The sequence below is a fragment of the Xenorhabdus yunnanensis genome (assembly GCF_028598805.1).
GTDB classification, from domain to species: Bacteria; Pseudomonadota; Gammaproteobacteria; order Enterobacterales; family Enterobacteriaceae; genus Xenorhabdus; species Xenorhabdus yunnanensis.
Genome location: NZ_JAQRFI010000016.1, coordinates 1 through 15,517, shown reverse-complemented (window position 1 = coordinate 15,517; position 15,517 = coordinate 1). Strand labels below are relative to the sequence as shown.

Annotated in this window: 10 protein-coding genes and 5 pseudogenes; 10 read left to right on the top strand and 5 right to left on the bottom strand. The window is 44.8% G+C overall.

The annotated features are described in order from the left end of the window. Positions 1–111 precede the first annotated feature (111 nt). The 8 genes and pseudogenes from PSI23_RS08775 to PSI23_RS08740 all read left to right on the top strand — a co-directional run bounded on the left by PSI23_RS08775 (position 112) and on the right by PSI23_RS08740 (position 7,470). Entirely contained in the window at positions 112–318 is a 207-nt protein-coding gene (locus PSI23_RS08775; RefSeq protein ID WP_273554739.1) for a helix-turn-helix transcriptional regulator, read from the top strand. A gap of 208 nt (positions 319–526) precedes the next feature. Beyond that, positions 527–1,444 (top strand): annotated as a pseudogene (locus tag PSI23_RS08770) (toprim domain-containing protein); the annotation flags it as partial. A 57-nt stretch (positions 1,445–1,501) separates the two neighbouring features. Further along, a pseudogene (locus tag PSI23_RS08765) lies at positions 1,502–2,526 on the top strand (helicase RepA family protein); the annotation flags it as partial. A gap of 536 nt (positions 2,527–3,062) precedes the next feature. Beyond that, positions 3,063–5,075: a type VI secretion system Vgr family protein gene (locus PSI23_RS08760; protein ID WP_273554738.1), complete on the top strand. Its 2,013-nt coding sequence runs from the start codon at positions 3,063–3,065 to the stop codon at positions 5,073–5,075. Further along, entirely contained in the window at positions 5,072–5,881 is an 810-nt protein-coding gene (locus PSI23_RS08755; RefSeq protein ID WP_273554737.1) for a DUF4123 domain-containing protein, read from the top strand. The genes PSI23_RS08760 and PSI23_RS08755 overlap by 4 nt, the downstream gene beginning before the upstream one ends. A gap of 44 nt (positions 5,882–5,925) precedes the next feature. Further along, a complete protein-coding gene (locus PSI23_RS08750; protein WP_273554736.1) occupies positions 5,926–6,195 on the top strand; it encodes a type VI secretion system PAAR protein in 270 nt (89 codons plus the stop codon). A gap of 125 nt (positions 6,196–6,320) precedes the next feature. Beyond that, a complete protein-coding gene (locus PSI23_RS08745; protein WP_273554735.1) occupies positions 6,321–7,112 on the top strand; it encodes a peptidoglycan recognition protein family protein in 792 nt (263 codons plus the stop codon). Next, positions 7,084–7,470, top strand: a complete 387-nt coding sequence (locus tag PSI23_RS08740) for a hypothetical protein (protein WP_273554734.1) — start codon at positions 7,084–7,086, stop codon at positions 7,468–7,470. The genes PSI23_RS08745 and PSI23_RS08740 overlap by 29 nt, the downstream gene beginning before the upstream one ends. Before the next feature lie 99 nt (positions 7,471–7,569). Here PSI23_RS08740 and PSI23_RS08735 read toward each other — a convergent pair. After that, positions 7,570–7,914 (bottom strand): annotated as a pseudogene (locus tag PSI23_RS08735) (integrase core domain-containing protein); the annotation flags it as partial. On the opposite strand from PSI23_RS08735, the pseudogene PSI23_RS08730 reads away from it, so the two are divergent. Together PSI23_RS08730 and PSI23_RS08725 are read left to right on the top strand one after the other, a co-directional pair. Next, positions 7,915–8,057, top strand: a pseudogene (locus tag PSI23_RS08730) (IS66 family transposase); the annotation flags it as partial. It abuts the pseudogene before it with no gap. Between the two features lie 19 nt (positions 8,058–8,076). Beyond that, positions 8,077–8,274: pseudogene (locus PSI23_RS08725) on the top strand (IS5/IS1182 family transposase); the annotation flags it as partial. 180 nt (positions 8,275–8,454) lie between these two features. Here PSI23_RS08725 and PSI23_RS08720 read toward each other — a convergent pair. From PSI23_RS08720 to PSI23_RS08705, 4 genes are all read right to left on the bottom strand, one after another. Beyond that, complete coding sequence (locus PSI23_RS08720; RefSeq protein ID WP_273554733.1) at positions 8,455–9,348, bottom strand: 2OG-Fe(II)-dependent halogenase WelO5 family protein; 894 nt, start codon at positions 9,346–9,348, stop codon at positions 8,455–8,457. A 79-nt stretch (positions 9,349–9,427) separates the two neighbouring features. Continuing rightward, positions 9,428–10,126, bottom strand: coding sequence for a Fe2+-dependent dioxygenase (locus PSI23_RS08715; protein ID WP_273549571.1), 699 nt, complete (start codon positions 10,124–10,126; stop codon positions 9,428–9,430). A gap of 107 nt (positions 10,127–10,233) precedes the next feature. Beyond that, positions 10,234–15,234, bottom strand: a complete 5,001-nt coding sequence (locus tag PSI23_RS08710; protein WP_273554732.1) for a non-ribosomal peptide synthetase — start codon at positions 15,232–15,234, stop codon at positions 10,234–10,236. Further along, on the bottom strand, positions 15,227–15,517 hold a 291-nt coding region (locus PSI23_RS08705; RefSeq protein WP_273554731.1), incomplete at its 5' end, for a phosphopantetheine-binding protein. The genes PSI23_RS08710 and PSI23_RS08705, both read right to left, overlap by 8 nt.

Sequence of the window (15,517 nt, the reverse complement as noted above, 5' to 3'; positions counted from 1 at the left end):
GAGAAAAAAAGAATTAACGCTGTTCATTTAGTCTTGCTTTTTAAATAATTCGCCTGTCATCAAACAACGTCCACGATGAGCGCTCAAGGACTCGGTAACAGGAGAATTAAAATGACAGTGACAACATTGAAAACCAGCCTGATCCGTCTGCCGGAAGTGCAGCGCAGAACGGGTTATAGCAAAGCGTGGATCTACAAACTGATTAGTGACGGAGCATTCCCAAAACAGGTCAAAATCGGCTCGCGCTCAGTCGCTTTTATCGAAGCAGAGATTGATGACTGGATTGCGCAACGTATCGCTGAATCGCGGGCGGCATAACACAGAAAAGAAGATGACATAAGAACAAGATAAAAACACAACGCCCCAGTGTGCGGGAACACATCTGAGGCACCTGACCAACAACCGTTAATTGAGGTAAAAAAGATGGCTGATACAGCATACCCAAACTCGCCCTGAATTTACAGCTCAAAAAACAGTAGGCAACCCAAAACCGCTTGATTTGATCCAGACCGTAAAAACATCGGCTATGTATTCCTGGCAAAACCTGTTGCCTGCTTGCGGTATTGATGTTCCGGCAAAGGGAAAGCATGGTGCCTGCCCTGTCTGCGGTGGCACTGACCGTTTCCACTTTATTGACGATCACTATCACGGCAACTGGCACTGCCGCCAATGTGATACCCCGAATTATGGTGATGGACTGGATTTAGTGGCAAAAACCACAGGGATCTCGATTCTTGAAGCAGCAAAAATTGTTGCTAACGTGCAGTCATTGCCTTTACCGGAACTAAAGCCCGCCAGAGAAAACACCTATCCAACACAGCCGATTGCCGAAAGAGTCGCGGCACTGATGGCGCAAACTGTCGCCGGGCAATCGCCCTATCTGGCCGCAAAGGGACTGTACTGCCCTAATCAGCGACTACTGTTCGATAATTCAGCCATGCTGGCACTGACAGCATTGGATAAAAAAGTCACCGGTGCGCAGATCATCAAACCAGATGGAACGAAAAAATTACTGTCCGGTAGCCAAAAGAAAGGTGCGTTTATCGCCATATCAGCGCTGGAGGGACATCCAGACACGGTGATCATTACAGAAGGTTATGCCACGGCATTCACCGTTAACCAGCTCTATAAAGGCACCGTTCTGGCAGCCCTAGATGCAGGCAATTTGTACTCTGTCGCGAAAGCGGTTCGGGAACGCTGGCCGGATACAAAAATCATTATTGCCGCAGATAATGACTGGCACAGCCCCGGCGAGTTGGATAAGACCGGTAAACCCAAAAATAACGTTGGCAAGATCTCGGCAGAAAAAGCCGCCCTTGCGGTGAATGGCTGGATTTCGTTACCGCCTACAGAACATAAAGCCGACTGGGATGATTATCGCCGGCAACACGGTGTTGAAGCCGCAAAGCAGGCATTCAGTAAGGGGTTATATCAGGTGAGGGAGCCAATGAACAGTTACGCCAAAGTAAACCGCAGTCATGACAATGTCAAAACCCTTTATCCGCAGCGCAAAACAAAGTTACCGCTGTCAGTCGGTTCAGCAGGCTTTGATGCCCAGTTAGACTACGTGGTTAAGGGCATTATTCCGGCGCATTCCCTGTGCAGTATTTACGGGGCGAGCGGTTCATATAAGAGTTTTCTGGCGGGGCGTGGGGCTGTCATATTGCTACGGGTAAGGCATGGGCTGGAAAATCGGTTGCTCAAGGTGCTGTACTGTACGTGGTCGGTGAAGGCGGGATCGGTGTGCCCCGGCGCATCAAAGCATGGGAAATCGTCAACGGCCAGACGGTTGAAAATATGTATCTGATTAATACGCCGGTATTTCCGGCCTCGCCTGCCGAAGTGCATGAGCTGGTGATTGCTGCCCGACAGGTTGAATCGGAAACAGGCGAGCCTGTACGTCTGATTATTCTCGATACGCTCGCCCGCTGTTTTGGCGGTGCTGATGAGAATGATTCAAAAGATATGGGCGCGTTTGTTCGGGGTTGTGACGAGCTGAAAGCCAAAACAGGCGCAAGCATTCTCGTGGTTCACCATTCTGGTAAAGATGAAAGCAAAGGCGCAAGGGGTTCCAGTGCCTTTCGTGCTGCGCTGGATGTTGAATACAAGATCAGCCGCGAAGGGAAGAAAGGCGGCGCACTGGTTATCACTTGCACCAAAATGAAAGATGCCGAAGAGCCGGAAGCCAAAGCCTATGATATGCACGTGGTGGAGCTTTTTACTGATAAAGACGGTGAGAATATTACATCACTGGTTCTGGTTGACAGGCCACGCGATCCAGTTGAGGAAGAAGAAATTGAACGCATCCCCAATAAAACAGATAACCACACGACATTATGGCAGTGTATCCGGTCGCGCACTGCCCTGAAAGAGCCTTGTTCCATTGCCCTTATACGTGATGATTTAAAGTCGATGGGGGTGAATGTGAAGAATTTCAGCCGTTGGTTGACCAAGTTAGAACAGGACGGACTGATTACCCGCCACGGGCAGGAGCTCAGCATTGTTAACCAGAATAATGAAGATTAAAAAGTGAGTCCGAAAGTGAGGAACGGTGAGGAGAGGGATTTTACTGCTCACCGTTTTCCTCACTTTTTTCGCCTATATACGGAAAAAGTGAGGAGCACAAAAAACGTTGATTTTTAAGGATAAAAAACAATCGATTCCTCACCTGTTTTCGCAGTGAGGAAAATAAAAAGTGAGGGAAAAAATGAGGCGAAGGTGAGGAAATATTTTTTCTGGCAGGTGTTTTTCAGCTCTCCGTGTTACCGGGTTAATGCTTAGCCCGGTAACACGGAGAAGACAAGCGCAGCACGTCAGGATGATTTTAATCTGTTGTATTATGTGAAATTAAAATGATGTAATTAATTGATTTTATTTAAGAGGAGAAGTTAATCACAATTTCCCTGCTGAACTTTTATTCATGGTTGCATGTATAAACAATTCTATTATATCCTGCCCCGTATTGTACCAAAAATATGCAATAACAGTTTCATTATTAAATTATTTTTACTATTTAGGCAGTAAATAAGGATTGATACACTAAAAAATTATGGAGAGTACAAATGAGCAGGGTAATGGATAAAATCAATCAATTACTTGATCGCTCAGGTTTAATATTCACACTGATTACAGAAAACTTACCCGAACAAACATTCGCAGTCGTAGATTTTTCACTTCATGAGTCACTCTCTTCCCCCTTTCGGCTGGAAGCCACACTGACCTGCAAAACCCCTGAAATTGACTTTGCCGATATCCTTGACAGAAATGCCGCTTTTGCCGTACATCGTAATGAGCAGGTTGAACGCCAAGTGACCGGTATGGTGACACATTTTTCACTGCAATCAACCGGGCGCCATCAAAGCCACTACCATATCACTATTCAGCCCCCTTTATGGCGCGCATCCTTACGGGTTAATAGCCGGATTTTCCAAAATCAGTCTGTTATGGATATCGTGGAAAGCCTGCTCAGAGAAAATGGGGTGCGGAATTTTTTCTTTGCGCTTGGCTACAAACATCCGCCGAGAGAACTTTGTGTTCAGTACGATGAAAGTGATTTGGCCTTTATCCAGCGCTTACTGGCTGATGAGGGCATTTTTTACTATTTCACATTCGATCAGGATCAGCACGAGCAACGCATTGTATTTCACGACTCCTGCCTGTCTCTTAATCAGGTAATTACCGTCCCCTATCGCCCAGAAAGTGATGTGACTGGTGAAACAACTTGTATCCGCCAATTTAGCTGGTCAGAACGCGTTGGTGTTGCCAATATCACGACCAAAGACAGGACTTTTAAAAACCCTCGCTGGAATCGGGAATTCTGGTATGAAGGGCGCAATCTTGACAATCAGCGAATACTGAACAGCTATCACTATTACGATTTTCCCAGCCGCTATAAAGATGATGAGTTAGGTCAACGGGCAAGCCAGTATCGTCTGGAATACTTGCGCCGGGACACTCAGCTTGGTAACGGTCAGGGTGACTGTTTTGCCATGTGGCCGGGGCAGTTATTTAACCTGATGGATCATCCCAGAGAGGTTTTTAATGACCAATGGCAATTAATTCAGATAACCCATTCAGGTCAACAGCCACAAGCCGATGAAACCCAGCCAGGCGGTAGCGGTACGTGGCTGTCTAATCAATTTACCTTCACCACCCGAAAAAACTCTTACCGACCTTCCCCCTACCCGAAACCCCAAATGGAAGGCCCACATATTGCCACGGTTGTTGGGCCGGAGGGCGAAGAAATCTTCTGTGACGAATACGGGCGAGTCCGTATCCAGTTTGACTGGGACAGATACGGTGAATTTAATGACCGCAGTTCTTGCTGGGTACGAGTCAGTCAGGCGTGGGCAGGGCAATTAATGGGCATGATTGCCATTCCCCGTATTGGTCATGAAGTCTTGGTGGATTTTGTCCACGGCGATCCCGACCAGCCGATTATTGTCGGTCGGGCCTATCACGCCAATAATATTCCACCAAACCGCCTGCCGATGGCGAAAACCCAGATGTCTATCCGCTCGAAAACCCATAAAGGTGAAGGGTTTAATGAACTGCGCTTTGAAGATGAGAAAGATCGCGAAGAAGTTTTTATTCATGCTCAGAAAAACCTCGCCATTCAGGTGCGCAATTCACGGGGAGAACGCATTAACTATGACCGCACAACCAGCATTGGTCATGACGATGAACTGGTGATAGCCAATAACCGCAAGGTGACCGTAGAAGGTCAACAGGATCATAAAACCACGGGCAATTATATTGAGCAGATTGACGGTGATCGCTCATTACAGCTCAAAGGCGATCTGGCTGAAAAAATTCAGGGGGTAGTCAGTGTGGATGCACAGGGCGATCTCACTCTGCAAAGTGGCAGTAAAATCACATTAAATGTCGGTGGAAATTTTGTTGTGCTTCATGCGGGCGGTATTGATATCAAAGGCGCGGCGATTAACCTGAATTCCGGTGGCAGCCCCGGTGATTTACTGGCACCGGCTAACCCCGCCATCCTGCTGGCCGCCGCAAGCGAAGGCTCAATGTTTGTTGCCCATTGCCCAATGAAAGAGAAGGAGAAGCAGGAATGAGTCAGGAAAAGCTCTACGCTATTATTGATGGTGCGGCGGAATCCGACCTGTTTTTGATGCTGGAGCGCTATGACCCGCCTTCAGCCTGTCTTTATGGTGAACCCCTCCAGCCAGAACTGGTGGAAATTGCCCCTTATCTGGTACAGGTTACTGAAGAGGTCAAAATCTGGCTGGAATGCCGCAAAACCCCGTGGGGAATTTTCGTTCACAGCGACGCGGATATGAAAACCGTGCGTCAGCATTTACGAAAATACCTGCAAGTATTGCTCCCCCAACAAGAAAAACCGGTCTTTTTCCGTTTTTATGATCCACGCAATATCTGGGATTTTCTGGGGGTATTGAGCGATTGGGAAGCGCATTGTTTTTTGGGGCCAATCACGCGGATCACAACAGTTTACCTTGAAGAAGAACGCACAGATAACTTTGTAAAAATCAGAGAACCTTTTCCTGATAACGCCAAGGGGAAATATAAGATTTTCAAAATCAGTGAGCAACAGTATGAATTGATAGAAATAAGGCAAAAAGAAAGATATTTACAGAAACTTGACTCTATTCTGCTATCTGAATTAGCAAACCTTAGAAAAAGTATTAGCATCGATAACTCATTACCATTTTTAGCTTTTTTCTATGATTATCTACTTTCTGAAAAAATCACAGATACGCGTTCTATGGAGGGAATTCTTAAGAAAATTATCAGAGAAGATGATTTTGATATTGATGAGTTTGATAAAGCCATTTTAACCAGACTGGCTGATGATGGGACTCCTGGCTGGTATAGAGCTAAGAAATTTCTTCTTAATATTTAATAATAATCAATGTGTATCTTGATACTAATTTAGGAAAAGACAATATGGGAAATGCCATCAGAATCGGTGATATGGGTACAGAACATGGTGATTACCCAGCAACACCTGTTATTACTGGTGCCAGCAGCGTTAAGGTAGACGGTGCCTATCTGGCCAGACAAGGAGATGCTTTGGAATCACATTCATCACATTCACGGGCGATAGCGGGAGGTTCCGGCTCTGTATTTATTGAAGGAAAACCTGCCGCCAGAACAGGAGATGCCGTTGATTGTGGAGGTGTTGTTATCGGTGGAGGCAGTGTAAATATTGGCTGAGGAGACTTGAAAAAGTACCTATAAATACACTTTGGCTCATACAAGAAAGGCCTTAGTTTATGAGTTATATTTAAGCATCATTTATTACTTAAACTCAATTAATTTATCGTCAAAAGGAAGACTAAATGAAACCTATCAATGAAAAGGAAAAAACACTGTTAATAGCACTTAATGATAATATTTGCTTTAATAAAAAAGAAGAGTTAATAAAAGAACTATCTAAGCATGATGAAAATAATACATGGAATGCAGGTAAAGCCTGTGCTACATGTCCACCTCCAGAAGCAAGAGATGATTTTGTTAAGCATGTATTAAGTCAAATTCCATATGTTAATGATGATGGATTTTTTAAAAACGCTGATATAACTCAAGATCGTGTTAGCACTTTAGAACATGGTGAAATGAGTGCCGTGAATGCTACAGTATTACATAGGACCGGAGGCTCCAAGATGTCACCAGCTATATCATCATTCAAATCAACTGGTATTGGAACACATTTTATTATAGATAAGGATGGTACAATAAAACAAACAGCCAGCTTAAAACAATATACATATCACATAGGAAGAATAAAGTCTAAGTGTATGGCAGAAAATAATTGCAATACTAATGAAGCAAAAAAAATAAGTGGTTGGGGATGGAATACAAAGAAAATTCATGATCATGAAAAATTAAAAGAATATCCTGATAGATATCCTATGAATACTGATAGTGTAGGAATTGAGGTTGTTGCAGCTTATAACAAGACATCTAAGTCTTGGGATCAAGCTACTACACAACAAAATGAAGCAATTAAAAAATTGGTTAGTTTACTAAAATGTAATTATAATTTAGGTGATAGTGATATATATGAACATGATAAAATATCTTATAAAACAGAAGGTGAAGGTGCTAATCTTTACTCTAATAGTATTTAGCCCTTATACTTATTCAAAAAACAAAGTGGAAATAATTAATGTAACGGGATTGGAAATAACAGATAGCAATGATAGAGACATTATTGATATATGCAAAAAATGGAAATTAAGTAAAAATGATGTAAATAATATTTTAAGTCTTAGCAAGGAATATGACTCTTCTCCATATAGTATATTCTATCAAACTCCATGTGACATAGTTGGAAAAGCAAAGATAGGTAATGAAATATGGAAATATTATATAAATGGTGGAGGAATGATTACTCTTATAAAGAATAATAAAGAAATTTTCTTCGGTTGTGAAGCAAAAAAATGTGATCCTTTCTTTATTTTGCCTTTTGATGGTATAAATCCATAACAACAACAGATGGTCAGGATTGAAGCTTTGCTTCAATCCTGACCATCTGTAACTCAAATCCCCCGGTAATTGTCAACATAGTTGGCACCATTAATGAATTTAAGCCACGCGTTCTTCTCGTTCGGGATTCAACGTCACTGTTTCTATCCATTGCCAGTTTCTTGTGCTGCGCGGCCAGCGTTCCGGATGTGTGAACTTAGCTTGACGATAAACGGCATCTCGCTGTTTTAAAATCACTTTGTCTTCTCCTCTGTGCCGTTGACCGGGTGTCACATAATTTATCCCACTATGACGGTGCCCTTCGTTATACCAGTCGGTAAAATTATTCCCCCAGACACGCGTTTGTGTCAGAGCATTGAAGCCGCTCTCCGGCCACGCCGGCACATATTTCAGCGTCCGGAACAACGATTCCGCATAGGCATTATCATTGCTGACCCGTGGGCGGCTGTGTGGTTCGCGTACTCACCGGATCGTAAAGGTATCCATCCACAGAGCACCTTGCGGGCTACAACGGTATCCTGCAGGCGGACGCTTACGGCGGCTACAACGCGTTGTACGAAAATGGGCGCATCAAGGAAGCGGCCTGTATGTGACGCTTACCGCACTAATGATACCTGGAAAAAGAAAGTGGGTTATCACCGGCGTTCAGTGGCAGAAACGACCATGTTCCGCATCAAAACCCTCCTGGGTGGTAATTTGAGCCTGCGGGACTATGATGGGCAGGTGGGGGAGGTGATGGCGATAGCGAAAGCGCTTAACCGGATAACGCTGTTGGGAATGCCGGACAGCACGCGGATCTCATAACGGGTGCCCCGCAAGAAGAAACCTTGTCGGTTGACTCTGATTTATTCAACAAAGCCCCCTCAACCCCCTTCACTACATGGCAAAGACTAAACGCCCCATGAAATTTATCGGGCGTTTAGTCTAAAAAGTATTAACCTATTTCAGAACTCATCAATTTAATGGCGTAGCCCACAGTTCTTATTAAGTCCAATACACAATTTTATGGTCACCAATATGGCCAATAAATCTACCTGCACTAAATCTTCTTCCTTCGGAGACGCTAGTCACGCCATGCAAGTAGCTCGCATTTAAAAAATACACATCTCCCTGGTTAAGCTTGACTTCTAATGCCTCGAAGTTTTCAAGCAGTTCCAGAGGATAAGGGTAGCCTTTTCCCTCTACACCAAGTCGACGTCGAGTATTTTCATTCGGTTTATAATTCCAAACCTTTAACATGCCTCCGCCTTTAGCCGCTTCCACGCAAGCATTAAACGACACAACGTCCCGGCGCGTTTTAGCAATCTCAAAATTATCTTGCATGGCGATAGACAGCTGAGCATAATCGTCGTGCGGCCAAAGAGACATCTCCCCATTATCCAACCAGCGGCGTAAAGAAATAAAAGAACCATACCCTCCCTTTAATCTGGCGGGACCAAAGTGGATTCCTTTCTGAATAAAAACCTGCTCCAAAAAGCTGGTCAAAAAAATAGACTCAACTTCCTCATCCCGCAACGAATTCACAACAGGAACAAGATTTAAGTTGTTTTCAGTTACACCTTTTACATACTCTTCGCCTTTTAACAAAAATTGCGTCGCACCAATTTGAGCGGCGTTCACATAACCATCATAAGGTCGGTTCCCGCCTTGAGTTTCGTCTAGTTTTGCATCAAATGAATCAACTAATGATTGAGCAACATCAGGTGTAAAAGCGTTGCGTATCACATAGAGCACACTGCCATTTCGCTCCCCATTAAGAATAAGGTCGGATATAATATCCCCATCAATATCTTTTCTATCCACCTCTATATAAGAAAAGTTATCTGCTATCTTTTCGTTTTCGTCTCTCATATCGATAAAGGTGTTTTGTTTCATCATTCAAATCTCTTGATAACGTTTGTTAAATAAAAAGCATTAAGCACCAAACCCCTTCACAAGAAGCGGTCAAAAATCATTATCAAATCACGGCCAAATACCGTATTAGATTATTACGGACTGCGGAGGCTTGATCCGCGAGATCGTGAGCCCCTTGTTGCTGAAGCTCTCTCTCTAAGCAGTATTGCTGCCAATGCAGATTGCGGACCTGAGCGTTTTGGAACATTGACTGGAACCAGCATACGGCTGCAACACGTGAACCAGAAAGTACGGGTTGCACCGCATGATAAACCCCTGTCGAGTAAAAAACGGCACTCCCCGCAGGCAGTTTGATCAGTTTGAGCTCATCGGCGATCTCCAAAGCCAACTCCCCGCCTTCATAACTTTCGGGGTGGCTGAGAAAAAGTGTCATTGAGTAATCCGTGCGAAGAAAGTTTTGCCCGTAACGACCAGGGGCTTTCCCCATCTGGGTACTCCCTCCTTGAATAGGAAGATCAACATGATTGTGATAATACATTCCTTCGTCGTAACGATTCACAATAGGGTTGGTTCTTGCTCTGGGAACAACGCGCATATTCACTTCAGTCGAATTTTCTAACGCTGTGCTCACTAAATTTACAACGGACAAATAATCCTTATCCACCTTCATTTCCAAATTGTTTTTCACGCTATATCCAACATCCGCTGTCGCCCGCCCATCCAAAAAATTCGCTGCGTTTAATAACCTTTGGGCTTCAAAAACCTCTTCAGGCATTAAAATATTTTCGATAATAAAAAACATGATTAAACCCCTATTCAAAAATTACCAATTCGTTATATGGATTGCGTTTGCCTAAGCTATTTAGCTCGTCTGCCTATCAAGTCACATGATGAAACTCATCAGCATGCTCACTCCTTCTTGGCTACGTTTTTCTGCCACCAGCGTGCCAATTCAGGCCCATTAATTTCAGATAACATACTGTAATGATTGCCATTTATTCTATCCAACTGAATACCCTCAATTTCTTTCTGCCAGGCCAAACCGAGATCGACTGGCTTTTTATCTGTTTTCAAGACACGTGGTGAAGTCTCGCTGGCTAAGACGATATGCAGGTTTTGTGGGTATGTCGGTGGTGAGGTATAAGTCCAACGGCGAGCCGCGAGATAGGTATGGAAAGTGCCGGTCAAAAGGTCCACCGTGCTATTCTTTGGCACTTGCCCATGTGCTTCGAGCAATTGGTGCAGGGAAGCTAATACCGTCAGAACATCACCATGTTGAATCTGCCAGAAGATGTTTTCAGGTCGAATATTCAACGTGTTGAATATTGCCTCAACAAAATCATCCATGGCCTGTTGATTCGTGAGTTTCCAGGCATCATCCAGTAAGCGAGGTGTTTGGCTGTCAATCAAGGTAATGGAGGCGACTTTACGCCCCTGAAGGTTTAATTGGTGAGCCATTTCCAACGCCACTAAACCACCATGAGAATGCCCCACTAAATGAATGGGTCCACTCTCCGTAATACGCGCGATTGCCTTCAGGTTGTCAGCCGCGGCAGTTTGAAATGATGAATGAGGTGGCATAGAGAGCTCAATGCCGCGAGGTTGCAGGCCATACACGGAACGACCAGGCTCCAGTGCGCTAATAAAGTGCCTCAAGCTGGTGATACTGTTCCCTGCGCCCGGCAGACAGATTAAAGGCACCACACTGTCAGAATAAGTGACAAAAGGAATCAAAGGATCGAATTCGGTTTTGCTTTTTTCCTGTAAGCCGCTATCACCAAGAGTTTGCGAAATCATGTCACCTAGTACCTGCCGATTTTCCTGATTAGTGATTATCGACTGATGATCGCCCGGCACTTTATGGATATGAATACGACCGCGAGAAAAAGCCTGCTCCCATCCTAAGTATTTTCCAATTCGCTTTTTCCATGACTTATCAGAAAATATTGATTTGGATTTGCAGTCTATTTTTACCAGTCTCTCGGTAATATCTTCGCTCGCATTAAATTGATAAACATCTATATCCAGTGGTTCGGCGTAGTAATCATCGACCATACAAGCATAATTGACCTGCTGGTGTAAGATTTTTCGATGTCTCTCAAGGTCAACCTCTTCGGGAATCAATTTCCATTGTTTCCCTAACCGCATCAATTCTTCTACTGATAGTTTTTCTTCAAGTGAACGTAATTCATCATAACGCTCAATATCTAACTCTATACGTTCGGCCTGGGACTCTATTTGGCCAAATAAATAACGTTTTTCGTTCAATCCATAGTCATGCGCTTTAATCCAGAGCGCATCGATAAGCCCGATATACCCCACTTTTTCATTCTGTCCTATCAGCTGTTTCGCCAACGCGTGAATGACAACAGAACCTGAGCAATAACCAATAAAATGATAAGAGCCTTCTGGCTGGATTTGCTTAACCATCTTTAGGAAACGGTGGCTCATCGCTTCCAGAGTCGGCTCCTGCTCAGCATGCTCAGGTAGCCAGGGCAATCCATATATCGGATAGTCAGGATCGATAGTCGCAGCTAACTCATAAAAATATTCAATATTCCCGGTGCCAGCGGGGAAGAAGAATATCGGTGGCTTATAGCCGGTTTTCCGTGCTGGTAATGCCTCATCAACAGAGAATGCGCTTGCTAGATCATCCTGAGCCATCTTATGCAGTATCGGGCTACGGATAATCTTTAACACCGATAAATCGATACCCGCTTGCCTCGCCTCATAACTCAACTGTATTACCAGCAATGAGTTACCGCCTAGCGCATAAAAGTTGTCATAACGGCTGATTTTTTCTATTCCTAACAACTTCTGCCAGAGTTTCATCAGCGTGATTTCCGCGGACCCTTTAGGTGCCTCGTAAATTTCACGGGCATAGTCTCCCTGACTTGGCAACGGCAACGCTTTGCGATCGAGTTTGCCGTTACTGTTTGTTGGTAAAACATCCAGCTGCACAAAGGCGGTAGGTATCATATAAGCGGGTAATCTTTCGGAAAGATAGTCGCGCAAGAGCTGACTTGAAATCCTTTCTTCTTGTTCACTGGTCGTAAAATAGGCCAATAAATGTTTCTCTTTCCCTTTTGGTACCGCCGCAATAATAACGCATCGTGAAACCTGCGGATATTGCCGTAGTTGACTCTCAATTTCCCCCAGTTCTATGCGGAACCCGCGGATTTTCACTTGGTTATCATTTCTGCCGCAATAGACTATCTCGCCATTATTCAAGTGATAACCAAGATCGCCGGTGCGATAAATCTGCTTATCCGCCTGAGATTTGATAAAAGGATCGGGCAAAAATGCTATTTGATTTAAGTCTTCGCGCTTAAAATATCCTCGTGCGACAACTTCTCCACCGATATATATTTCGCCAATCACACCACGTGGTACAGGCTGCCGATGCTGATCAAGCACGTACAGTTGGCTATTGACCAGCGGGTTGCCTAAGCTGACCAGTCCTTCGATAGCCTCTGAGTGATATAACCAGCTACTCGCAAATACAGTACATTCCGTCGGCCCGTAATCATTGATAACCCGATTATGTTCTGCCAATTGCCGTATCAGATATGCTGGAGCCTCTTCACCCATCAAGGAAATAGTGACGCCCTTAATAACCTGAATAAACCTTGAGTTTTTGATGATAGCCAGCACGACAGAGGGCACTAAAAATAGATGCGTTATTTTATTTTCTAGGAGAAAGTCGACAAAGATATCGCTGAAAACACGTTGTTCTGGCGTCAGTAGATAAAGCGCAGCCCCCTGCGTCAGCCCGAGCGTTAACTCAACAATGCTCGCATCAAAACTAAAAGAAGCGAATTGCAAAATTCGGTGCTCAACGTTTGCACCATACCGCAGCTCATGTTGCATGAAGAAGTTGGTTAAACTGCGATGCTCAATCATTACCCCTTTAGGTTTGCCAGTCGAACCGGAGGTGTAGATGATATAGGCTAAATTCTCTGGATGCAGCGTATCTAGCTGTGGATTATCTCGGCTCTCACTCCCGAATGCCCAGTTCGTTAAATCCAGTGTCCACACCTTGTTTTCCGCCAGCAGCTCAGCATTAAGTACCTGTTTACCTGCGGCATCTGCCAACACGAGATAGGGTTCAACATTTTCCAGAATGCTTTTTAAACGCTCAGAGGGATAAGACGCATCCATAGGGACATAAACCCCTCCTGCTTTTAATATTCCCAAAAGCCCAACGACAACCGCCGCATTATGCTCAATACAGAGCGCGACTCGCGCTTCAGGGCCGACACCTTGGCGTATCAGCGCATGGGCTAGCTGATTTGCAGCGCCATTTAGCTCGCGATAACTGAAGCGAAGATTGCCATACACCAGGGCTAAAGCGTCTGGGTATGTCGCCGCAATTTCCTCAAAGCGCTGAGATAAGAAGCAATTTCGATCAAAGGGTTGAGAGGTCTCATTGATCTCATATAGCAGCCAATTGCGTTCTTTTTCTGATATCAGTGTAATTTCAGAAAGTAATTGTTCCGGGCGCGAAATAATGCCGCGTAGTAGCTCAATAAAATACGATTGATAGCGTTCAATCGTCGCTTCATCAAATAGGGAGAGGGCATAGCTTATCACCCCCGTTATCCCGGAACTGCTATCGGTACAATGCAGCTCGATGTCCGCTTTCAGATAGCTTTTACTTACCGATAAGTTTTCAATGGTTAACCCAGAGAGTGCCAGTTTGCTATCACCATCACTATTTGTTCGTAAGCTAAAAATAGTCTGATAGAGTGGGAGGTGACCCAGACTACGCTCCACCCCGATGGCCTCAACCACTTTTTCAAATGGCAAGTCCTGATGATCGTAAGCATGTAGAATATTGTCTCGAGCTTCTTTCAGCAGACTTTGCGCCGTTATCCCCGTAGGTGCATCGATACGAATCGCCAACATATTCATAAACAAGCCGATCAGTGGCTCAAGTTCTGGCCGTACTCGCCCTGCGGTTGGGGTACCAATAACCACGCTCGACTGGCCGGATAGTCTCGACAAAAGTGCGCCCCATGCGGCAATGAATAGCATGAACAACGTGCACCCTTGTTGCTGGCAATATGCCCGTAGTCCTGCTGCCAGCTCGCTATCCAGGGTAAAGCTGACATAACCGGCATGAAAGTCCTGCAGTTTTGGTCTAGGGCGATCCCAAGGCAATGACAGCAAAACCGGAATATCGTCTAAGTAGTCCGCCCAGAATTTTTGCTGTTTCACCACGAGATCCCCTTGCAGCATCTCGTTTTGCCACTGCGCAAAATCGGCGTATTGCACTGCTAAATCAGGGGGTGTTTCACCACTATTTGCCAAATAACCTTGATACAGCGCATTTAATTCTTGTGTAAAAATACTCAGTGACCAACCATCACAAATAATGTGGTGCACCGTGAGTAAGAAGACGTGCTGATGCTTGTCCATGCGGATAAGGTGGCAGCGAATTAATGGGCCCTGGTCAAGGTGAAAAGCTTGCAGCTCATTATCAGCAATAATCTCAGACAGCGCTTGCTGTGCATCCGTCCGTTCACTCAGATCGAAAAACTGCATGGGCATAGAGGTTCCCACATCCAATGCCTGAGCCTGCAATTGACCTTTGCGCTGAATAAACACGGTGCGTAGGCTTTCATGTCGTGCCAGGATCTGATCTAGAGAACGTTGCCAGACCTTACTATTCAGGTCACCGTTAATACGCGAAGCCAGAATAATATTAGAACCGCTGCCAATATCAGGTGCTTGATCAACAAACCATTGGCTTTTTTGTGCAAACGAAACGGGAAGTTCACCTGTTCTGTCAACTTTAGTCAGCCGATCTTTTTTATTGATGTTCTGTTTGAGGCCTTTGCTTTTTGCTCGCGCTCGTAGCTGCTCAAGCTCTTTAATGCTCAGCTTATCAATATCTAGATTACTCATTATTCTCACCTTTCGTCGATACAAGCTCATTCAACTCATCTGAATTGAATTCATTCGTCAGCACCGCAAGTAGCACCTGGCGGGAAAAATCGGTTAGCGTGCTATGCCTGAATAAGCGGGACAGCTCGATGTGTACAGCAAAGTGCTGTTGCACGAGATTGATCAGGCGTATCGCCCGCAAAGAGTGCCCTCCCAGAGCAAAGAAGTCGTCATGGCGACCCACCTGCCCGATGCCCAGTAGCGCCGACCAGAGCGCCGCCATCTGCTCTTCAACCTCGCCCTC